Source organism: Puniceicoccales bacterium (genome assembly GCA_031255005.1).
In the GTDB taxonomy this organism is placed as follows: Bacteria; Verrucomicrobiota; Verrucomicrobiia; order Opitutales; family LL51; genus JAIRTH01.
On record JAIRTH010000021.1, the window covers coordinates 1 to 22,899 of the forward strand.

General features: G+C 41.6%; 21 protein-coding genes. 3 read left to right on the plus strand and 18 right to left on the minus strand.

Going from position 1 to position 22,899, the window contains the following annotated elements; translation table 11 throughout:
* The 7 genes from LBH49_02530 to rpsO form a co-directional block, all read right to left on the minus strand.
* The coding region (locus LBH49_02530; protein MDR0351500.1) for a flagellar biosynthesis protein FlhA at positions 1-678 on the minus strand (678 nt) is incomplete at its 3' end.
* A gap of 14 nt (positions 679-692) precedes the next feature.
* Positions 693-1,067: a hypothetical protein gene (locus tag LBH49_02535; GenBank protein MDR0351501.1), complete on the minus strand. Its 375-nt coding sequence runs from the start codon at positions 1,065-1,067 to the stop codon at positions 693-695.
* Positions 1,068-1,161: 94 nt separating this feature from the next.
* Positions 1,162-2,580 (minus strand): cysteine--tRNA ligase, encoded by a 1,419-nt coding sequence (gene cysS, locus LBH49_02540; GenBank protein MDR0351502.1) that lies wholly within the window; start codon positions 2,578-2,580, stop codon positions 1,162-1,164.
* A gap of 1 nt (position 2,581) precedes the next feature.
* The gene (locus tag LBH49_02545; GenBank protein ID MDR0351503.1) at positions 2,582-4,204 is read right to left on the minus strand and encodes a class I SAM-dependent methyltransferase; all 1,623 of its coding nucleotides are present in this window, start codon (positions 4,202-4,204) and stop codon (positions 2,582-2,584) included.
* Positions 4,205-4,297: 93 nt separating this feature from the next.
* On the minus strand, positions 4,298-5,068 hold the full coding sequence (locus tag LBH49_02550) for a hypothetical protein (GenBank protein MDR0351504.1): 771 nt from the start codon (positions 5,066-5,068) through the stop codon (positions 4,298-4,300).
* A 49-nt stretch (positions 5,069-5,117) separates the two neighbouring features.
* Positions 5,118-6,953: a tRNA uridine-5-carboxymethylaminomethyl(34) synthesis enzyme MnmG gene (gene mnmG / locus LBH49_02555; GenBank protein MDR0351505.1), complete on the minus strand. Its 1,836-nt coding sequence runs from the start codon at positions 6,951-6,953 to the stop codon at positions 5,118-5,120.
* 54 nt (positions 6,954-7,007) lie between these two features.
* Positions 7,008-7,280 (minus strand): 30S ribosomal protein S15, encoded by a 273-nt coding sequence (gene rpsO / locus LBH49_02560; protein ID MDR0351506.1) that lies wholly within the window; start codon positions 7,278-7,280, stop codon positions 7,008-7,010.
* Positions 7,281-7,409: 129 nt separating this feature from the next.
* Here rpsO and LBH49_02565 point away from each other — a divergent pair, with 129 nt between their 5' ends.
* Positions 7,410-8,873 carry a TrkH family potassium uptake protein gene (locus LBH49_02565; protein MDR0351507.1) on the plus strand — a complete coding sequence of 488 codons (1,464 nt, stop codon included), beginning with the start codon at positions 7,410-7,412 and terminating at the stop codon, positions 8,871-8,873.
* Positions 8,874-8,876: 3 nt separating this feature from the next.
* On the opposite strand, the gene LBH49_02570 is transcribed toward LBH49_02565, so the two are convergent.
* Genes LBH49_02570 through uppS form a run of 4 tightly spaced genes read right to left on the minus strand, consistent with a single transcriptional unit; the run spans position 8,877 to position 12,022 of the window.
* Positions 8,877-9,785, minus strand: a complete 909-nt coding sequence (locus LBH49_02570) for a tyrosine-type recombinase/integrase (GenBank protein MDR0351508.1) — start codon at positions 9,783-9,785, stop codon at positions 8,877-8,879.
* Positions 9,786-9,790: 5 nt separating this feature from the next.
* Positions 9,791-10,480 (minus strand): 16S rRNA (cytidine(1402)-2'-O)-methyltransferase, encoded by a 690-nt coding sequence (gene rsmI, locus LBH49_02575; protein ID MDR0351509.1) that lies wholly within the window; start codon positions 10,478-10,480, stop codon positions 9,791-9,793.
* Positions 10,477-11,319, minus strand: coding sequence for a phosphatidate cytidylyltransferase (locus LBH49_02580; GenBank protein MDR0351510.1), 843 nt, complete (start codon positions 11,317-11,319; stop codon positions 10,477-10,479). Before LBH49_02580 ends, rsmI begins: the two co-directional genes overlap by 4 nt.
* A complete protein-coding gene (uppS, locus tag LBH49_02585; protein MDR0351511.1) occupies positions 11,309-12,022 on the minus strand; it encodes a di-trans,poly-cis-decaprenylcistransferase in 714 nt (237 codons plus the stop codon). Before uppS ends, LBH49_02580 begins: the two co-directional genes overlap by 11 nt.
* A 115-nt stretch (positions 12,023-12,137) precedes the next feature.
* Between uppS and glgB the strand changes: the two genes are divergently transcribed.
* A complete protein-coding gene (glgB, locus tag LBH49_02590; protein ID MDR0351512.1) occupies positions 12,138-14,357 on the plus strand; it encodes a 1,4-alpha-glucan branching protein GlgB in 2,220 nt (739 codons plus the stop codon).
* Here glgB and LBH49_02595 read toward each other — a convergent pair.
* The 5 genes from LBH49_02595 to LBH49_02615 all read right to left on the minus strand — a co-directional run bounded on the left by LBH49_02595 (position 14,326) and on the right by LBH49_02615 (position 18,039).
* Entirely contained in the window at positions 14,326-15,243 is a 918-nt protein-coding gene (locus LBH49_02595; protein ID MDR0351513.1) for an NAD-dependent epimerase/dehydratase family protein, read from the minus strand. The genes glgB and LBH49_02595 overlap by 32 nt on opposite strands.
* 76 nt (positions 15,244-15,319) lie before the next feature.
* Positions 15,320-15,520, minus strand: coding sequence for a 30S ribosomal protein S21 (gene rpsU / locus LBH49_02600; GenBank protein MDR0351514.1), 201 nt, complete (start codon positions 15,518-15,520; stop codon positions 15,320-15,322).
* A 54-nt stretch (positions 15,521-15,574) separates the two neighbouring features.
* Positions 15,575-17,140 (minus strand): glucose-6-phosphate isomerase, encoded by a 1,566-nt coding sequence (locus tag LBH49_02605; protein MDR0351515.1) that lies wholly within the window; start codon positions 17,138-17,140, stop codon positions 15,575-15,577.
* A gap of 14 nt (positions 17,141-17,154) precedes the next feature.
* Positions 17,155-17,595 carry a tRNA (adenosine(37)-N6)-threonylcarbamoyltransferase complex ATPase subunit type 1 TsaE gene (gene tsaE, locus LBH49_02610; GenBank protein MDR0351516.1) on the minus strand — a complete coding sequence of 147 codons (441 nt, stop codon included), beginning with the start codon at positions 17,593-17,595 and terminating at the stop codon, positions 17,155-17,157.
* Between the two features lie 54 nt (positions 17,596-17,649).
* A complete protein-coding gene (locus LBH49_02615; GenBank protein ID MDR0351517.1) occupies positions 17,650-18,039 on the minus strand; it encodes a CPBP family intramembrane metalloprotease in 390 nt (129 codons plus the stop codon).
* A 229-nt stretch (positions 18,040-18,268) separates the two neighbouring features.
* Between LBH49_02615 and LBH49_02620 the strand changes: the two genes are divergently transcribed.
* A complete protein-coding gene (locus LBH49_02620; protein ID MDR0351518.1) occupies positions 18,269-18,460 on the plus strand; it encodes a hypothetical protein in 192 nt (63 codons plus the stop codon).
* 42 nt (positions 18,461-18,502) lie between these two features.
* Here LBH49_02620 and dnaN read toward each other — a convergent pair whose 3' ends face one another.
* Positions 18,503-19,633, minus strand: a complete 1,131-nt coding sequence (dnaN, locus tag LBH49_02625; GenBank protein MDR0351519.1) for a DNA polymerase III subunit beta — start codon at positions 19,631-19,633, stop codon at positions 18,503-18,505.
* 111 nt (positions 19,634-19,744) lie between these two features.
* Positions 19,745-22,750: an autotransporter outer membrane beta-barrel domain-containing protein gene (locus tag LBH49_02630; protein ID MDR0351520.1), complete on the minus strand. Its 3,006-nt coding sequence runs from the start codon at positions 22,748-22,750 to the stop codon at positions 19,745-19,747.
* Positions 22,751-22,899 lie beyond the last annotated feature (149 nt).

A 22,899-nucleotide genomic window follows, 5' to 3' on the forward strand; every position in this document is an offset into this window, starting at 1 on the left:
TATGGCTTTGCCCGGCTCCATACCCTTCTGAAAAACACCAATGATAAGACCGGCAACTATGTCGATGAATGTGATGATAAGACCTGCTATGGCATCACCTTTGACGAACTTCATAGCACCATCCAACGAACCGTAGAGTTGATTTTCCTGCTCCAATTCAGTACGCTTAAGCTTTGCCTGTTCTGTATCTATGCTTCCAGCGCGTAAATCCGCATCAATACTCATTTGCTTACCAGGCATTGCATCCAAGGTGAATCTAGCTGTAACTTCTGACACACGCTCGGCACCCTTGGTTATAACGACAAATTGGACCACCAATAGGATTAAAAATATGACAGCACCGACCACAAAATTACCAGCAACTACGAAATTACCAAAGGTCTCTATAATATCTCCTGCATCAGCATCTATCAAGATAAGCCTCGTGGTCGTTATACTTAGAGCCAATCGAAACATGGTGGTAAATAACAGTATGCTTGGGAATGTGGACAAAGCTAGAACCCTAGGGATATATAATGATATCATCAGCAACGTGATACTGATGGATAGATTTACAGCCAAAAGCACATCTAAAAATGCGGTGGGTATGGGCACAACCATCAACATGATGACTGCCACCACCAACAATGCTAGGAGCACATCACTACAATTTTTTACGGCACCTATGGCACTACCTATTTTTGCTGCTAATTTCACTTTTTCCTATTGTTTTTTCTAGTTGCTTCAGCCAACCGCGCCTCCCGCTCTTCCATGCCAAGAAAATGCACCAAAGCAGATCTTGCTTCACTATCATGACCTAGAGCCCACATCACTTTGCTACGCAATAGGTAAAACAACTTTTTTTGCTGATCATTTAATTCCCTTCCGTCCAAAGCCTCCAGTTCTCCAAATGCATCCTTCGGCCTTTGGGTTACTAAACAAGCATTGGCATAGCTCAGGCACAGATTTATATCGTCTCGGAAAAATTCCCTCAGGCCTCTAAGTAATAAAAATGCCTCATCATACTTGCTGTACTGTAAATACAAATAAGCCAAGACCATCAAAAATTCTCTTTGACTATTATCCATTTCTCAAGCCAATACAATTAAAAGTCTAATAAATATATCGATGGTTACAATTATTTATTGACTTAGTTTACTTAATAAATAGAAGATCCCTGGTCTAGAAAGACTTAAATATCTCGTAGCTAGTCTTAGCATCGTTTATTTCCCAACCAGCATCGTTTATTTTTTGCCGAAGCTCATCGGCTAGGGTAAAATTCTTACTCAATTTTGCTGCCCAACGCTCCTCGGCCATGGCTTGTACAGCGCCAGGCACAATGGCATCAACTAAATTTGACATGTTATCTAATCCTAAGGCGTAGAGCAACTTGCAAATCTCTGCCAGACAATGCTTCCATTGATGCGATGGCAAAGACTCCAGATTAAGCTCATTAAGGACAGAAAAAATACTGCCAAGACATCGAGGAGTATTCAGATCGGTCTTCAAAGCCATCCATGCTTCACCAAAGTACTTCCAACCTGCAAATGGCACATCAGCTATACTAGCACAGCCTGTTAATGATTTCAATCTTGATAAAATTGTAATAATTCTGTGAATTGCACTAGCAGCCGACCGCAGACCATCGGTGGTAAAATTTAGTTGCTGGCTGTAATGGCAAGCCATCAAGGCATACTTAATGACCATGGGAGAGAAACCTTTAGATACTATGTCGTTGAGTGAAAATATATTACCTAAACTTTTAGACATCTTCTCGCCATCCATAAGCAGATGGGCCGTATGGAACCAATATCTAGAAAAAATCTCACCGGTGGCAGCTTCGGACTGCGCTATCTCGTTCTCATGATGCGGAAAACACAGATCTACTCCACCGCAATGCAGATCGATGGTATGACCTAAATATTTCATCGACATGGCACTGCATTCTATGTGCCAACCAGGTCGACCATCTCCCCAGGGACTTGGCCAAAAATTTTCACCATCGGTGGCCTTCTTGGCTTTCCAAAGCGCAAAATCTCGGACACTTTCCCGGGCATATTCATCGGATTCATTCCTATCACCGCCACCATTGGCAGATTGATGCTCTAAATTAAAAATATTTACACCAGAAAGCTTTCCATAATCCCCAAAGCTGGACACATCATAGTAAATCGAACCATCTTCGGTCATGTAGGCATGTCCTTTGGAAATGAGTTTCTCTATCAGGGCTATCTGTTCTTTAATATGTTCTGTGGCACGCGGTTCCACATCAGGCACCAGCAAATTCAACCGTTGACAATCATCATGGAACACATTTTCCCACTTTTTGGTAAATTCCCTAAGACTCACACCCAAAGCCAGGGAATTTTTTATGGTTTTATCATCCACATCGGTAAGATTTCTGACGAATTTCACCTCATAGCCAGCCACCTTCAGTACACGAAGCAAAATATCTTGCAAAATAAATGTCCGAAAATTTCCCAGATGAGCATAGTTATAAACTGTTGGACCACAACAATATACACCAAATGGCCGTCCATCAACAACCATCAACTCCTGATTATTTTTGGTCAATGTATTGTAAATGGACAAAATTTCCATGTCAGGAAACCAGAAATGATTTCGTCAAAAAGTAATTAAGATGCTCATTGGCAGCTTGTTCAATATATTTATCTATGGAGGCCTCTTCGCTAACCACATGGCCATCATTGTCCCGGATCTCGATGTCCATCTTTTTTAAATTTTTCTTCAATTCATCAATGGCCTCCTCCTTGGTCCGAGTACCATCCAGAAGTTTTGCAAATTCTGAAATAACAAAATTCGCGACATGGGACTCCAACTTCACATTGACCAAATGGTTACCATGGGAAACTCTATACCTGGCGTAGCTCCAAACTTCAGGTTTTTCTGATATGGTGCGGACACATTGCTCTGGCCCATCGTGGATAAAAACTATCCCCCGCATGGCAAGCTCCAAAGCACTGCCACCAAACACTGCATGCACGGCTAACTCGCTTTTCCAGCCAAGCCTTTGGGTCGTTTCTGTAATAAGTTCCTTGGCTGAAATTACATGGCCATTCCTTTCACCTAATACCACCAAAGCCATGGCCATAATGGTATCATTCGCCGTAATGCTCCCATTGAAAAATGAACGCGGAACTTGCTTAGTCCAATCTTCCAAACCCGGATTGAAATCTGGTTTAATATCTGGATTTAATGATAGATGAAACTCAAGTATTTTTTCCGGTGACACTGCAAAATTTAACTTATTTGAACCATGGCATAGCAGAGTTTGCCGAAACCGTCTATTTATTAGAAAGTCCATATACTGCTCCTGACGTACCTGATCCGTCAATATTTTCAAAGCCTCTATCACCTTGACCGGCATATTTCCTACGTACATGGAAGACAGCAAAGTATCGCCAAGGTATCGCAATCCCCCTCGGCCGGCCATTTCAACAAATTGATAAAAATACACCGGATGGTTATCGGCTTCCAGATGCTCATGAAAAAGATAGGAAATATCATGATTTATTAATGTGTTCAACTCATTTTCTATGGCAATTTTCCAGTGATTATTTTCACCAAATTGGTTTTCCAAAGCAAACTTTAATATACTAATTGCCTGAGAAACTTTTTCCTGAGGATTGGAAAAATGGCTAGTGTGATAGATCATCATATCTCGAATTGCACTTACTATGCCCCATCCAGGCAGTACGTTATAGCTCACATAGGCCACACCATTCTTAGACAGATTTTCCTTGCATACCCTAATTATATCCCACTGGACAGAATTCGGCACCCAGGAAAAAACGCCATGGCAAATTATATAATCGAATTCACCAAAATTTACATCAACATCAGATATCGATTTATGCTCCAGTCTTATATTTTTCAATCCAAGATCATTGATTATTTTTTTTCCTTCGTCTATTTGTATCTTTGAAAGATCTATGCCGACAAACTTTGCTTCGGGAAATAGCATAGCCGACGGTATTATATTCCCACCGGAAGCACAGCCCAATTCTAACACCCGAGCTTTGGTCACCTTTGGAGCATCTAGGCCAAATAACCTGGCTATCATTCGCAGATGAGAAGGCCTTGAGAAAGAAAATGCATTGCTCACATATTGTACCAAATCATAGGAATTTTGTGATATATTCACAGAATCCTCTGTTTTCGTATCATTAGAATCTAAAGTGGTTTCATTAGCATTTTCTGCCATAATTAAAAGCTCTGAAAATGGAACCTACTACATCATTGGCAATTTTCAAGCAAGAATATAGATTTTTTAAAAATTAGAAAAAAATAATTTTATCTAGGGCGTAATATTGTCGGAAAGCTTTTTATCGAAGTCATTCAGTGCACTGTCCAATTCCGCTGACATAACTTCATCTGGTATTTTAAACAATGCCTCCCGTAGCGAATCCCTATCGAATTTATAGGGAAATTTAGTAGCTCTAAGCATATCAGCCACCCCTTTGGAAAATTTCTGCTGAGCATCTTCGGGCATATGGACACACTGGGGCGCACAATTTCCCACCAACGAAATGCAGGCATTTTGACTGGCCACCGGGACTTTTCCGAAATTACTTCCTATATTTTTTACAATATTTGTTAAAAAACCGTCTTCGCCAACCAACAGCGATCCTACGCCATTGACCGCTTTGAAAAACAACTTTTGCGCCTCATTGGATGCAATTTCTCCTAATTTGTCGGCAATATTATATAGCATCGACTTCGATCTATCCTGCACATCATCTCCGCTATTCTGATGTTTATAGAATAGCTCCGGCATTTCACACAGAGCTTCCTGAGCATCTAGCATCAATTTATCCACTATTTTTGATAGCAATAAGGCCGGATCGGTGGCAATGAACAGGTCCTTGGCAGATATATCCAGAGAAGTAACATAATCATAAAGCTTCCATATGCTACTGGACACTATATCGGAACTATTATGGAAACAATCTCTGGCTGCAGCTCTCAATTCATCAAAAAATTCCTGAGCCACACTTCGATTTTCATTAAAATCGCGCACCATATTTTCATCAACACGCTTCGTTGGTATTAATCCATCCAGACTCATGGTTCTGATTATGTAAAAAAATTCTTTACAGTCAATTCTGCTCAGCCATTCATGATTTTTTATACTTCGCCAATTCTATGGACATCCAGAGTAGATTTACATCCGCCGGACTAACTCCACTGATCCTGGAAGCTTGGCCAATGGTCCCTGGCCTAATGTCACTAAATTTTTGGCGACTCTCAATCCGAAGACTTTTTATGGAATTGTAATCAAAACCACCCGGGATCACAACTCCATCCATTTCTTTCATCCTATCAACCTGCTTCAATTCCCTACTGAGGTAACCAGAAAATTTTATTCTATACAAGACCTCTTTTTTTATTTCCTCGGTCAATGCTATGAATTCTTCGGGATAGGATGGCTTTGAATCTGGTTTTTTTACCACATCAAAGAGACTTTCACCATCCAAACGAATGCGGAAAAATTTCTTGATCCAAAATTCTATAGCCCTCAATTTTTCTTCTATTTTATAAATTCTATGCTTACCTAGCAACGAATATTTATTTGCTGCCTTAACTAATCTAAGTTCGGCACTGCTATGGTTCAGTAACAATCTGTATTCTGCCCGACTGGTAAACATTCGGTAAGGTTCAAAGGTACCTTTGGTGACCAAATCGTCGATGAGAACGCCAATATAGGCCTGATCTCGCCCCAGGATCATGGGATCCATGCCATTTATCTTGGCCACGGCATTCACACCGGCTACGAGTCCTTGCCCAGCAGCTTCTTCATAACCAGATGTGCCATTTATTTGACCAGCACAAAACAGGTTTTGAACGATTTTTGATTCCAGTGAACGTAGTAACTGTGTCGGCGGAGCGTAATCGTATTCTACGGCATAGGCTGGCCTGACGATGATTGCATTTTCCAGCCCAGGAATTGTTTTCAGAATCTTTCGTTGGATTTCCAATGGCAAGCTAGTGGACAATCCATTTATATACCATTCATCGGTATAACATCCCTCCGGCTCAAGAAACAATCGATGACTTTCCTTATCGGTAAAATTTTTATATTTATCCTCTATGCTTGGACAATATCTCGGCCCCACACCGGATATTTCGCCGGAATAGAGCGGTGACTTATCCAGGTTATTGAGAATTAATTCCCTAGTTTCCTTGGTTGTATAGGTTATCCAGCAAGAATGATCCTGGCGATCGACCCAAGATCCATAGCCTTCATCGCAATAAACATCGTCCCTTGTGTCGTAAAAACCAAATTTAACCACATCCTGATCAGCTGTTTGTTCCTCACATTTGGAGAAATCTACCGAACGACCAAGTATCCTTGGCGGTGTACCAGTTTTCATGCGACCCAGAGAAATACCATTTTTTATCAAACTGCTAGACAATATGCTGGAAGAAAAATCTCCCAGTCTCCCTCCTTCTATTTTACTTCGCCCAACATGCATCAATCCATTTAAAAATGTACCGGTGGTGAGAATCACTGTTTTACCAAAAAAATCGACACCTAGATTTGTGCTAACTCCAACGATAACATGTTTATCTACAATTAATTCTGTTACTATAGCCTGGAACATAGCAAGATTTTCCTGATGTTCCAGCACATGCTTCATCCGTAGTTGGTAGGCTTTTTTATCGCACTGGGCCCTGGGAGATTGTACCGCTGCACCCTTGGATCTGTTCAAAAGCTTGAATTGTAGAGCCGTTAGGTCAGCATTGACAGCCATTTCACCGCCCAAGGCATCGATCTCTCGGACCATTTGACCCTTGGCCTGGCCACCTATGGCCGGATTACAACTCATCTGGGCAATGCTATCCATATTGCCAGTGAGCAATAAAACCTTTACTCCGCATCTGGCTGCGGCAAGAGCCGCTTCACAACCGGCATGCCCAGCTCCAACAACAATGACATCCTCTTCCATCATTTTCCATACCAGGTCAATGGAAATATCATTTCTAATGGATTGACAAAGGCCAAATTAATGGCGTAAACCTAGACGCTGAAGCATCTCGTTGTATTTTGCAAAATTATACCTTTTTATATAATTCATCAACTTTCTACGACGATTTGCCATGGCGATCAAACCCCGACGGGTATGATAATCTTTGGTATGGGTTCTGAGGTGTTCCGTCAAATGGTTAATTCTGGCCGTCAATAACGCCACCTGTACTTCACTTGAGCCAGTATCCTCATCATGAATCCTATACTCACAAATCACACTACTTTTATCTAAATAACTTACCTTCGACATGATACAAAACATTCATCGACGTAACCATCGCCGATTCATTTTATAGATTACACCATTGGAGAATTTTTCAAGCAATTTCTAGCAAATTATTACTTGAACAATCCAATGGTTAGCATTTGATTGGCTAAAATGAATTTCAAAATAATTGCCAGGATATTGGCCAGCGTTTTATTGATTTTAGCAATAACATTTTTATTATGCATGCTGTGCTGTTTCCATGGACTTTCCGAAGACAAAACCATAACTGGCCTGGCAAAATCTATTTTTTTAACGCTGCTAGCTTCCGGTGCATTCTATGCCGCATCTGTGGGCTACAAGAAACACATGTTTCGCCGCGAGGCTCTGGCCACCATAGGATTATCCTGGTTGATAGCATGTATTTTTGGCGCCCTGCCCTACCTATTTGTAAATGATTGTACTTTGGCTGATTCATTCTTCGAATCCACCTCCGGCTTGACTTCCACTGGCGCAACCATATTTCCCCATCCAGAGAATCTCCCCAGATGCATACTTCTGTGGAGGGCTGTTAGCCAATGGATCGGAGGTCTTGGTATAGTGGTATTTTTCATAGCATTGGTACCATTTTCCGGCCCAGGTACAAAATTACTATATTTAAACGATGCGGTATCCCAGGTGGAAGAATTCGAGTTTGGCCACATTCGTGATAATGTGCTATTCATCATCCGAATCTATATTACACTGACTGGCTTATGCAGCTTAATGCTAAAATTATTCGGCATGAATTGGTTCGATAGCCTATGCCATGCCATGGCAACCATAGCCACCGGTGGCTTTAGCACTCACAGCGAGAGTATCGGCTATTTTAAATCCAGGTCCATAGAGGTCGTTTTGACCATTTTCATGATCCTTGGTGGAATAAATTTTGTATTGATGACGCAGTTTTTAAGTAGAAAATATGAAAAAATTCGCGAAAATACCGAATTGAAAGCTTATTTCTTGATCATACTATCCAGCACTGTGGCATTGACAGTGATACAGCCGGCCAAGGAAGGATTTATGGCCATCTTTGATTCTCTTCAGAAAAGCCTATTCACCGTCTCATCGATACTGACATCCACTGGGTTTTTAGCCCATGGCTATCATATATTTTTGCCGGCAGTTCAGATAATTTTGATCACAATTATGGTCATAGGTGGTTGTGCTGGATCTACTTCCGGAGGACTGAAGGTCTCAAGGGTGGTGATGGCATCAAAGGGTATATTCGAGCACATGGAAAAAATATTCCGCCCAAGGGTGGTGCGCCAAACCTACATCAATGGCAAAATAATCCATGCCGAAGACCAGATTTCGGTTTTAAATTATTTCGTAACCAGTTTCGCATTGCTATCCATCATGGTAATTATCTTTGGATTCCTTGAAAATCAAATCAGCTTCGAAGGAATAGTTTCGGTCATTGTGTCAAATTTTTTCAATACCGGCATTGGCTTTAAAGAACTAGGCGGACCAGCCGGCTACACGACCATTTCCAACCTAAGCAAATTCTTCCTCAGCGCAGTGATGATAGTCGGTCGAGTGGAAATATATGCCATGCTATTGCTATTTATACCGTCCTTTTGGAAGCGCTATGGCTAGATGCTAAGCTCTAGGGTGTGCGTTTCTATGAATATCTTTCAATTTATCGAATTCCACATGGGTATAAATCTGCGTGGTGGATAGATTTTCATGGCCAAGTAGCTCCTGAACTGTACGCAAATCTGCCCCATTGTTCAGCAGGTGAGTGGCATAGCTATGTCTAATTTTATGTGGAGATAGGTCCGGAGAAAAACCACAGGCCTTCAGATAAAATTTTAAACGATTTTGTACCTGTCTAACACTCAACTTGTCATGCTTTTCAGAGACCACCACATTACCATCATAATCTCTGAAAAATTTAACCTGAAACCGTCCTATCGCTCCGATGGCCATGTGGCCCAAAGGACAAAGCCTTTGCCTATTGCCTTTGCCAGTGATCTTCGCCACACACTGTCTAAAATCTATGTTGCCATATTTTAATCCAACCAATTCACTTACCCGGAGGCCACCGCCATAAAGAAGTTCCAGTATCATGCTATCTCGATAGGCCATAAATTCAGAAATCTCTCCGGAGGCCAACAGAGAGAAAGGTTTTTCCAATAAAACTAACATATCGCTTTTCGACAAAAACTTCGGAAGAATTTTTTCTTTTTTCGGAAGAATTAGATTATCCGCTGGATTGCTGGGAATGGCTCCGGCACCATACATGAATTTAAACAAAGCGCGCAGTGCAGAAATACGCAAAAGCACCGAAGAACGCTTATGGCAACCCAACAGATGTATTATGAATTTCCTTAGATGCATGTTGTTAACATCGGTCCATTGCTCTGCAAGTTTATTTTCAATCAAAAACTTTGAAAACTGTTTCAGCGAAATTTCGTAGCTAGCTATCGTATTACTAGCCAAGTTCCTATGCATTTTTATATGGTTTAAAAAATCAGAAAAATCTAACAGATCTCGACCACCAGACACGATGGTCACAAACTGTAGTCTTTTGGAGCAATTACAATAACAAATTCACCTCTTTGCTCATCGGTAAATCGTTCTGTTGCCTCGACAATGGATCCTACAAATGTAAATTCATGCAATTTTGTCATCTCCTGGGAAATGGAAATAACCCTTTCTGGCCCAAAAACATACAGCATATCATTCAATGTTTTTGAAATCCTATGGCAGGATTCATAACCAAGGATAGTAACATCGATGCCTTTATATTTATCAAACATCTTGATTCGACCAACACTTTTCATCGGGAAAAACCCAAGGAATAGAAATGAATTTGTGGGAAGGCCGGCTATGGACAGTGCGGCAAGAAAAGCACTAGCCCCTGGAATAGGAGTAATTTCTATCCCATTTCTTCGGCACTCACGCACAACTCTAAAACCAGGATCAGAGATAGTAGGAGTCCCGGCATCAGAAACCAAGCCAATCTTCATACCATCCTTAATCCATGTAACTATCTCCCTAGCCCTTGACATTTCATTATGTTCGTGATAGCTAATGAGTTTTGTTTCTATTTTAAAATGATCGAACAAAATTCTGGTATTACGAGTATCTTCACAGGCAACCAAATCACATAGCTTCAGTGTGTCAATGGCCCGCAAAGTGATGTCTGCCAGATTGCCGATGGGCGTGGAAATCACGAATAATTCTCCGCAGGTTCTCACAATATGAGCCAATTAACCAACAGAACTCCCATGGGTAACGCCAGAATTAGACTATCGGTCAGATCTAAAATACCCCCGATGCCTGGCACCACTTTTCCGGAATCTTTTACATTGGCCAATCTTTTCATAGCTGATTCGACCAGATCGCCAACCACTGCAATCACCGATAATGCCATCGCAATGATCAATGCACGACCCATGGAAAATCTTTCAAATTTACGAGCAATAACTGGCTGAGTTGCCACAGCTACCATTACAGAAAATACTATGGCACCAACTAACCCTTCGATGGTTTTATTTGGGCTGAAACAGGGAGACATCTTATTTCTGCCAATGAGAGAACCAACAATCAACCCTCCCATATCGCTGAATTTTGCCACGGCAACCATCCATATAATCATATATAAGGCAGGTATACCACTTCCGCAAATAAACTCCATATAGCGAATGAATACCACCGGCAACGAAAACATCAGAGGTACATAAATTACTCCGAATAACGTTGGGATAAAGACTTCTTGGATCGATGACGGCGTCCCGATGGCAACTATATATAGTAACATTCCCATCATAGAAATGACAAGGCAGGAAATAATAACTTCGAAGCAATTGTATGGATTAAACATAAACCTCGGAATGACAAGCATGGCCAAGCCGATCACTAATCCAATCCAAATTAGCGGTTTATAACCCATTTTTTTCAATAGCATATACAATTCAGCCTGGGTTCCGACGGATGATAAAATTATTATAAAAAAACCACCGGATACACCGAATAAATATAAAGTCACAAAAACCATCGACCATAATGCTATGGTGCTTAAAAATCTATTCAGCATCTATGACCTTTCCAAATTTACGCTTCCTACATTGAAACTCGTGGACTGCATCGGAAAAATCATCATCCATAAAATCTGGCCAACATTTTTTTGGGAAATACAATTCAGCGTAGGCCGATTGCAATAGTAAAAAATTGCTAATTCTTTGCTCTCCAGAGGTTCTTATTAGCAGATCCACATCTGGTAAGCCATTGGTATCCAAATATTTTTCAAATTCACTCCATTCCGAAAACCCTTCCATTCCGGCCCGGTTGGCCCTGTTTATTGCCCGAAGCAATTCATCTCGACTACCATAGTTCAACGCTATGGTCAACAGCAAAGCATCGCATTGAATGGTATATTTTTTTAGCCAATCTATTCTGTCGCGTAACACCGATGGTAATTTTTCCAAATCGCCTATGGTTTCAAACCGCACATTCTGCTTTACCAACAATTTGGCATATCTCAGCATCGCCCTACCATATAATGACATAAGCCCTGACACCTCATGCTTCGATCTGAGCCAATTTTCCGTGGAAAATGCATATAAGGTAAGAAATTTTACACCAAATTTTCTCGCAGATTTTATCACCGTTTTGATAGCCTTAACACCATTATAATGGCCATAGAGACGCTCAAAACCTCGGGCTTTTGCCCAACGCCCATTGCCATCCATGATTATGGCAACATGTTCTGGCATAGAAACTTCCCTTTCGATTGGCATAGAAACTTTCTAAAAATTCTATGGCAAATGCAAGTGCGAAGAATTTTTGCCCAATTTATTCTCGCCGGTAAAAATCTATCTGGCCAATGATTTACTTTTTTATTTACTGTTCTCTATGATCATAAGCAGTGATGAGTTAGAATCTTTTATTACTGCAAAAAATTCCGCACCTCACGACCTGCTAGGCATCCATGAAGTGAAGGAAAACGGCAATTTGCGAGGGATGGTGATCCGAACCTATGTGCCAAATGCCATGACTTGCACAGCCACAGATCTTGCATCGGGCCAATCCATAGCACTAGAAAAAATCCATGAAACAGGTTTTTTCGAGGCATTTGTCGAATATATTCAAACCCATTTCAGCTATAAATTGAATATCGCCACCAGCGAAGGTGGTTTCTACGAATGCCTAGACCCCTATACCTTTATGCCGACCATGTCAGACTTTGATGCCCATCTATTCAATGAGGGAAAACATCACAAAATTTACGAAAAACTCGGAGCCCATGTGATTAGACATCAAGGAGTACTCGGCACAAGTTTTGCGGTATGGGCACCCAATGCCAAACGACTATCGGTCGTCGGAGATTTCAATAACTGGGATGGACGATATAACCCCATGCGGCTGATCGGCTTATCCGGCGTATGGGAAATCTTCCTGCCATTCAATTTGGAAAGTTTTAGATATAAATACGAAATATTGTGCCATGATAATTCTGTGGTGCTAAAATCCGATCCCTATGGAAATTTTTTTGAGCCACCGCCAAATAATGCCTCGATCGTGACACAGCTCGATGATTATAAATGGGATGACAATTCATGGATCCAAAAACGAACAACAACGAATTTTAAAAAAAACAAAATCTCAATCTATGAGGTGCACCTGGATTCTTGGAAGCGGGTTTTGGCGGAAAATCATCGGCCATTAACCTATCGCGAAATGGCCATACAATTATGTGCCTATGTTAAATCCTTGGGATTCTCTCACATAGAGCTTATGCCAGTGACAGAGCATCCCTATCTAGGGTCCTGGGGCTATCAGGTCACTGGTTTTTTTGCCCCCACCGGTCGCTATGGTACCCCAAAGGACTTTATGTTTTTTGTTGATCATTTTCACAGAAATGGTATTGGCGTGATCGTGGACTGGGTTCCGGCCCACTTTCCAAAAGACTCCTTTGCACTGGCAAATTTCGACGGCACCTGTCTCTATGAGCACTCGGATCCACGGCAAGGAATCCATCGAGACTGGGGCACACTGATATTTAATTACGAAAGGCATGAGGTTCGTAACTTCTTGATAGGTAGTGCATTATTTCTGCTAGATAAATTTCATATAGATGGCCTGCGGGTCGATGCCGTGGCCTCGATGCTATATCTGGACTATTCGCGCAACCCCGGAGAATGGGTGCCAAACAAATATGGAGGCCATGAAAACATCGCAGCAATAGAATTCATACGAGAAATTAATGATCTGATTCACAGTAACTTCCCAGGCACAATAACCATTGCTGAAGAATCCACATCTTTCGGTGGCGTCACCAGACCAACGGAATTCCATGGACTGGGATTTGATCTAAAGTGGAACATGGGTTGGATGCATGACACCATCAATTATTTTTCAAAAGATCCGATTTTCAGAAAGCATCATCACAATCAGCTCACCTTCGGCATGCTTTATCAATACTCAGAAAATTTCATATTGACGTTTTCTCATGATGAAGTCGTTCATGGCAAAGGCTCTATGATACATAAAATGCCTGGATATAACATGTCCGAAAAAGCCAGCCACCTGCGATCCCTATACGGATTGATGTTCGCCTGGCCAGGAAAAAAATGCCTATTCATGGGCTGTGAATTCGGCCAATCCAACGAATGGGACTACCGCCAAAGTCTTGACTGGCACCTGCTTAAATACCATGACCATCTGGGAATCCAGGTACTGATAGGTTCGTTAAATACCATATATGGTAACTACCCTTTTCTGGCCGAAAACGATTTCAATTGCCATGGTTTTGAATGGCTTGTGGTCGACGATTATAGCAACAGCGTTCTAAGTTTTCTTAGAAAGGGCCATGCCGGCGAATTTATGTTGGTGGTTTGTAACCTAACTCCCGTTACACGAACAGCTTACAGAATAGGCGTACCCAAAAGCGGCCGATGGGTGGAGATACTAAATACCGATTCGACAATTTTTGGAGGAAGTAATATCGGCAATTTCGGCTTTGGAGAAACATCAGCCATCAGTTCGCATAAATACCAACAATCGATGGAACTAACCCTGGCTCCAACCAGTACCATGTACTTTATTTTTCAGCCTCCAATGCTGATCGAATGATTGCATTTATGTCGTTGTGCTTCAGATGCCATCCGAGCTCTGACTGGGCCTTTCTCGGCTCAGCCACCAACCTAGCCGGCTCAAAAACGTCCTTTGGACCCTCCAGCACTTCCATCCCACGGCCGGTGATTCGACCAAGAATGGCTAGCACATCTTTCATCGATGTCGATCGTCCGGTGCTTATATTATAAGTATTTGCAAATCCATGACTTGATAACAATGGCAAAACCAGCCCATAGGGCTCCACCGCGTCATCCACATGCACATAGTCTCGTTCTTTGGTGCCATCAACGGTGGGATAATCGGTGCCAAATAGCTCAAATTTTTGGCCATTTTTGATGAAATTCCAATCCCAGGGGCAACGCGGCCCCACAATGTCAAAATGCCGAAACACTGCATAGCTGATATGGCTTTGGCGAGCAACCGCGCATAACATCCTCTCACAGAACAACTTAGTTTCACCATATACATTTATCGGATTGGGCAATGTCTGCTCGGTGATCAAATGTTCACTCACATTGCCATAGACCTGGGCCGAAGAAGCGAAGATGAATTTTTTCACATTCTCATCCATAACAGCCTGCAACAAAAACATAGTGCTCACCAAATTGTTCGAGTAGTATTTTAATGGCAATTGATTAGATTCCTTGACCCAATTGCAATCGGCCAGGTGTACCACACAATCGATGGCATTATTTTTCAAAATTGACCGAATAAAAGCCATATTGCCGCAGTCACCTTCTTGGATCTTCAGATTGGCATTGGCCATAGGGGACACACCATTCACAAACTTATCCACCACAACCACATCGTTGCCAATGGATAATAATTTTTTTACGCAATGCCTACCAAAAAACCCAACACCACCTGTCACCAATATCCGCATTCCCAAACCGCCTGGGGAATTGTGCAAATTTCAATGACAATTACAATAAATAAAAAATCTTCGCAGCAAACCAAAGTCAGGAATTTTCGTATCTCATCCGCAACATGTTATTGAATCTAGCTATCTTCTCTTTCCGCCTTCTCTTTTCGCAGGGCTTTTCAAAATATCGTTTCGCTCGCACATCCTTTAAAATACTCTCTCGCTCAAGTTTTTTCTTCAGACGCCTCAACGCCTTATCCACCGTTTCACCCTTTCGTAAATTAACACTAACAGCCATTTAAATTACCTACAAACTGATTTCGACATTAGGCCATTAGAAAGAATGTCAATACTAATTGCCAGATTTTACCATATATTTCAAATTTCTCACATTTTCGGCCCATTCCCGATGAATTCGATCATTGGCAGCTAAATATTCTAATAATTTGAATATCAATTCCTTATCTTCACCAATGGCTTCGGCGATCTCATCCACTGTCAGGGAGATTTTTTTGGATAATAAATGCTCTAGGACCAATTGCTGAATCCGAAGTACATCCTTGGCGGCCTTTTTTCCGGCCTCAACTCCTGGCTGATCATAGGCATTGACACCAATCAGCGATGCATAAAATCCCACTGCTCGCTCATACAAAGCGATCAAAATGCCCATATAATAGGCATTCATCTCGCGGATGGTCAAAGTGATGAACTCCCGGCCAGATTCCGATAAAGCAAGCCGTGTGCCCAGCAAAAATCCCTCGAGATAATCACCGGTTTTCACCCCAGGTTCGATGTCCATGGACTCGCCGCCCCTACTCTTCAGCACCTCTATAAATGTGACGAAAAAATTATCCAAACCATCTCTTAATTGTTGCACATAGGCATGCTGATCCGTCGATCCCTTGTTACCATAGACAGAAATCCCTTGATATACTTCTAAACCATTGATATCGTTACGCTTACCCAACGACTCCATTATTAATTGCTGCAAATAAGAGGTGAACAGACCAAGCCTATCCTTATAGGGTATCACCACCATATCTTTTTTACCATGTCCTCGGGAAGCGGCATGCCAAGCCACAGCTAAAATCATTGCTAAATTTTCTTCATTGGAACGACGAGCAATGGAATCCATATCCCGAGCGCCGGATAAAAATTTCTTAAAATCAAGACCTTGGAGCGCAGCAGGCAGCAAACCAACCACAGAAGTTACACTGGTTCGACCACCTACCCAATCCCACATGGGAAAACGACTAATCCAGCCATCTTCCTTGGCCTGACGATCCAGTTTACTATCCTTACAGGTTACGGCAACGGCATGTCTAGAAAAGGTAAACTTATTGTTATTATAAAGATGCTCCATTTCCATCATGGCATTTTTGGTCTCCTGAGTACCTCCAGATTTCGACATCACAATCACCAAGGTTTTTCCCAGCTGACCATCCAAAACATCGGCCATATAATCCATGCCATCAGGATCAGTATTGTCGATGAAATATAGTTTCATTTTATCTTTCTTTGGATCTGACAAAGCAGTGGAAATCAACTTTGGGCCAAGGGCAGAACCGCCAATCCCAAGGCACAAAACATTTTCGAAGCGGCCATCTTGGCCAATAACATCTCCTTTATGTACAGCCTGGGCAAATCGCTCAACCTGCGTAATGCCATTCTCTATCTCTGATTTTATTTCCACCGTCGGAGCCAAACTAGGATTTCTAAGCCAATAATGCCCAACCATTCTGTTTTCATTTTTATTGGCGATACCACCGCTTTCCAATGCAGCCATGGCCTTAAATGCCTTGGTTATTTCTTGATTCAAGTCTCTGCGACTGCTTAGATAATCGTGAACGTGACTCACATCCAACCCAATACCTAACTCCTCTATCCAAAAGTATTCCTCAAAAAAATCTCCTGCCATGGCCCAATGGTACTTTATATTTGCCCATCGTCAATTTCTAACCTAATTATTCTGCAGCCATCCGGATTTATAAAAAAATTTAAGCGATAATCTCCCAATAAGCCAACCTTTTCTGGCCATTCGACAAACATACCAAAGGGCGAAATTAAGAAATCTTCCAACGCAATGGCTTCGATTTCCTTAGGATCGTTCAGGCGATAGGCATCCATATGTAGAAGATTTATTCGGCCAGCATAGACCAAAAATATATTAAAAGTTGGGCTGGTAATATTATCATCAATGCCAAAAAATTTAGCCACGCCTCTCACAAAGGTAGTCTTGCCACTGCCAAGATCGCCCACCAGCGCCACCACGGAATTTTCAGCCATAATGGACCCAAAAAGCCACCCGGCTCTGACCGTTTCCTCCGCTGAGTGGGACTCATAGCCAGAACAAAATTTGCTGACGATATCCATGTCATTTAAAAATTTTTTGCTCTTTTCGTTTTTTTGCTTTAAATCATCTATGATTCATTTTGCAAAATTATAAGAATAGAATAAGCTACAGACAACTAACATATTAAAGGACCCATGGATTACCATGGGAACAAGTATACTCCTAAAATATTCATAGCTATGCACCAAAACAAAGCCCATTGCAAATAGAGGAAGCCACGCAACCAAATTGAAATGCATGGTGGCAAATACCACTGAGCTGACTATCATGGCGACCAAGGGCCATATTCTCTCCCGAAGAAATCTATATAATAAAAATCTAAAACAAAATTCCTCCACCAACGGTCCTAATATGCCCACTTCCATAAACATCACAGATATTTTCCACCACGAATCTATCTGATCAAAATGTCTTATAAGATATTGATCATGAATGTCGATATCGATGATTTTACTCTGACCCAAAGCAATTAAAAACTCTTTCCAATAGATACTACAAATAATAAATAGCGGTATCGTCATTAAAAGCCATGTCCATCCAAAATAAAATGCTAAAAAAGTCTTTTTCATCAAATTTTTAAAATCGCATTTCAAATATTTTAAAAGCGATTCAGTTTTAATGATAAAAAGTATCAGTATCAATAAATAGATATTAGTTAGGCCTCCGCTGACTAAAACCATCATCATTTTATCAATGTCAGCACAAAACAAATCGCATAATAGTTTAATAGATCTATATATGACCACATTGGCCACAGGCAAAGATACAAAAGTAATTAAAATACTACCAAAGGAGATATTAATCCTTGGCAATACGCAGCCATTGCACCCATTCAAAAACACAAGTAGATTTAACAGATACAATGCCGAAGCAAAAAAAGCATAGCCTAACCAAATCCAATAACACAGCCTATGCATAATAGCTAAATTAGTTAAGTCTCAATGGCATAATAACGCATATCAGGCCATCGATATCTTTGAATACCCCTGGGCTTAGTTCATCTTTAAATTCAAAATACACCTCATCCTTTGACAATGCCCTAAGTGGATCGGAAATGAATCTTGGATTGAATGCAACTTCCACTGGAATTTCTTCGTAGGAAATGGCCATGGCTTCATTGGCTTCACCACAGGCCTGGCTGAACGAATGTGCTTCGATCGAGTTATCAGCTATTTTAAACTTTATGGAACAATTTTTGTCATCGGCCACAATGGAAACCCTTTGGACCATCTCCAAGAATCTTTCTCGATCCAACCTTATTCGATGTTCGGTGGTGGCAGGAATCACCTGCTTATAATTAGGATATTTACCTTCAACAACCTTCGAAACAATACGAATAACGTCCGTCAGTTTAGAATCAGCCTGGTCATCCACCCGTACCTGGAAAGAAATTTGCCTCCCATCGGAATGGATATCCACAGTTTCTCCAATGCCCAGCATGCGCTCTAATTCCATTACAGTTCTGGCTGGAATTATGACAGATTTGAAATTAACTGGTTCGTCAAACTTCTTGGAGATCAGGCTTAAACGCCGCCCATCGGTGGCCACCAAATTAACACTATCGCCTTCGGTTGAAAAATACACGCCGTTCAAAATATACCTATTTTCATCCTTCGACTGAGCATAGGAAACATTTTTTAACATATGGGCAAAATCTTTCTGCACCATGGTAATGCCACCGGTCTCATCAATCTTTGACAATCTCGGAAATTCTGCCTGATCAAGACCCGGCAATATAAAGACCGACCCATTGGATAAAATCTTAACCCGGCGATTATCCAATATCTTTATGATCACGGAATCACCCGGAAGAGATTTAATGATTAGGAATAATTTTTTTGCCGGCAAAGTAATGCTGCCAGCGTCCAACACTTCGGCCTTTAGGCGGCAATGGATTCCTATATCCAGGTTTGTGGTGGTAAAAGAAACCATATGATCATTTAGATCAGCCTCCATCAGCACGTTGGATAAAATTGGCATCGATGGTCTTATTCCTACAATATTCGATACCTGCTGCAATGCGGATAACACCGCCTCTTTACTGGCTATAAACTCCATATAATGTTGGCTAATATACAGCTAATTACCAAATATTGTCAATCAAAAGACACAAAACAAAAGCGCCATCCGAATGGACAGCGCATTATGACTATTAATATTTTACTGGGATTAGAAAGAATAGGATGCTGCCACAGTACCGGCATAGTCTTTCCATTTCTTACTAAGCTGAGTCTCTAAACCAATGCCAAAACCCCAATTATCTTTGGATAGGTCATATCCAACGCGGATAACACAGGAATTTTTCGATATTTTTCCTTTTGCTGGGGAATAAGTCAAATCCATGAACTCGCTGGTTCCTAGCTTAACTCTCCTTAACCATTCACGCTTATAACCGATTTCGGCAAAGAGTTTACCAAAGGAAAAATCCTTTTCAGCATGACCACCAATGATGGAACTGAATGAATGGCGTCTACCTTTTCCATAGGCAATACCATCTTCCACATCAGCATCTTTGTCCTTTTTCCCATCATCACCCAATGGTGTAACTGACTCAGTGCCGTGCTTTTGTCTTACATAGCCATAGGTTAAATCAAGCCATGGACCAAGCTTTACAGATTGCACTTTCCAGGGCAACCAAACAGTATTGGCATCAAACAATACCCAACCACCATTGTGTGAACTATAAAACCTGCCTATATCAGCACCTTCGGATTCTTCTTCATCATCATCTCCTCCTCCTGGTGCTATGGGTCGATTTCCCCACTCTTTATATTTGGAATGACCAAACAAACCGCAGAATTTTACGCTCAAATCCCGGACTTGGGAAGCCCATTCACCGTACAAGCCTCCGAAGAATGAACGCTGACTTCCATTGTTGCCACTCAAAAGAGTCAAACCGTTATACTTCACACTGGCATGGCCATAGCCTAGCATTGCACCCAATGTCCAATCATCACCAAGGCTCATATCATAGCCCAACGAAGCGCCCCATATGCCAGCACGCATACCGTAGCCTTTTACCTGTTTCTGACGAACCAGGTCGCCCATTCCGGAAACCCAGAACTCTCTATCATTGGATGCACTTCCCAGATGGGAGTATATGGAATTACGAGCAAGCTCAGCAATTTTCAAGGTTATGCGATTCCGCTCGTCTATGGTACTGCGGGATAATGAACGTGCAATATCCGCATTATCAAAGCCATCTTCATCCACATCATAATCTGCAATCAACATTTGGAATAAGGCTCTTTGATCATCGCTTATGCCATCATTGCCTTGAAGATTATCGACCATTCTAAGGAAATCATCTGATATACCAATAGTGTCGAAACCTTCATTTATGGCATCACTATAGGCACTTACCTCATAGCCATTAACACCGAAAACCGAACCATCTCCACTGATATCACCGACTTCCATATTAATCAACAAGTTGCTAACGGCACCTTCTAGATTAACCTTTTCTGCAAATTCTTCGGCTTTTTTATCGCCCAAGGCAACCAAAGGAATTTTCTTTCCGGATTCACCAGGCTCTTCTAAGCTCAGATCTTCAAAGGATTTACCTGCGATCTCAATGTCTACGCCACCCTCCGGAGCAACGAAACAATCCACATTGGCCAAAACCAACTGAGGCGGAGCATTATCCACCACGGGCATGGCGAACACAATGCCTGCATCACCGTTAAATATCAATCTATCATTGGAATCGATGGACAACCGAGATTTTTCCGCACTGGTGAAAACCAAATCACCTTCCATGAGTATTGATTTCGGATTAGGAGCAAGCGACATAACATTGACCTGACCATTGATAAGCAACTCACTTTCTTTGCCAGTGAATATTAACGGAACCTTTCCATCTTGACTACCAATGACCATAGTTTTGTCGCCACCTATAGCACCAAAAGCCTTTTCTTTCACCAGAATGATGGGAGTGCTAGAAATTTTATCTGTCTTACCAGCTGTAAATTGATAAGTATCTGCATCACTTTGGATACTTGCCACTGTTCCGGCATCGAGACCAGTACCGTTCAATATAAAAATCGGATGTATGCTATCTTCGCCTTTTGCCATACCCTCCACATTCACCGTACTGCCAACCCTTAGGACAGAACCTCCGCTAACGGTAATGCCACTCTTGCTACTATCCACCGGTGTGGTACCATCAGAAGCAAATATTGAAATAGCACCATTATCACTTGCTCCCTTAATGGTTAGGACACTTCCGGGATTGACCGTGGAATTATCTCCAATGTTAATCCTATTAGCAGAGATTGAGCTTGCGCCATTGGAAGTTATACCACCTTTGATAGTGATCGTGGTACCAACCAAATGGCCACTGGTATCGCCGACGGACACCGGCACAATGCCATCGGCAGGGGAGGCATCATATTTTGCAACTTTCAGGCCTTCGGCTGCGGTGGCACCAAGGGCTAATTTGCCCATTGTGGCATCGGTATCAAATATTACCTTCCCGGTGCCTGTGAGCACATGGGTCGTCGACGATGCATTGGTAAGGTTAAGATTACTCACAGTAAGAGACTTATCCATGGCCCTCAGCACCAACTTACCTGCATAGTCTTTGAGACCGAAGGCTACGCCGGTATCGGGAACAGTACTAATATTACCAAGCCTCACCGGGTAGCCAGAGTCACTGGCATCAAAGAATATGGCCGCCGGTGCAGGGTTGCCAAGAACTAGACCATTAAGAGCAGTCGTAAAATCAAATGTACTTTTAGTTAAATCCGCATAATCTGATTTAAGGCTAAAGCCCAACACTCCAGACCCAGTTAATGTAATACTATTTGTAATTTTGTTGTCGCCAGTACCCTTAGTGCCAATTTTATTGCTTTCACCACTATCACTATTGGCATTGATCTCCAAAACTGCCATCTTGCCCCCCTCGGCAGTGATGCTATTATTCTTATCATCCTCAACAGTAGTATCCCTGTTAAAATTAGCGCTTTTAGCGCCTTCATTAGTAATTACTATAGGAGGAAAATCAGCAGCAGCATAGACGCTGGTGGAGCCCAACATTGCCAGACCTAGACCAAAACCTAAACCCAAAGCATTGAGCGTACCAATCTTCTGCTCAATGCAATAACTGAGAGCATTTTTCAGCCCTCCAACTCTTTTTTTAATATCTATATTTTTAATATCATTATTATTTTCCATATTTCAAAAACCTCTCGGTCCCTTTCTAAATTAATTCATTTGACACACATTTCAGCCCAAAACCATTTCGACTGGAATGCTTACTTTCTTTTAATATGCACATTTAAATCATTATGCAAGAAAAAATTTTTGAACATCTTCATATTATC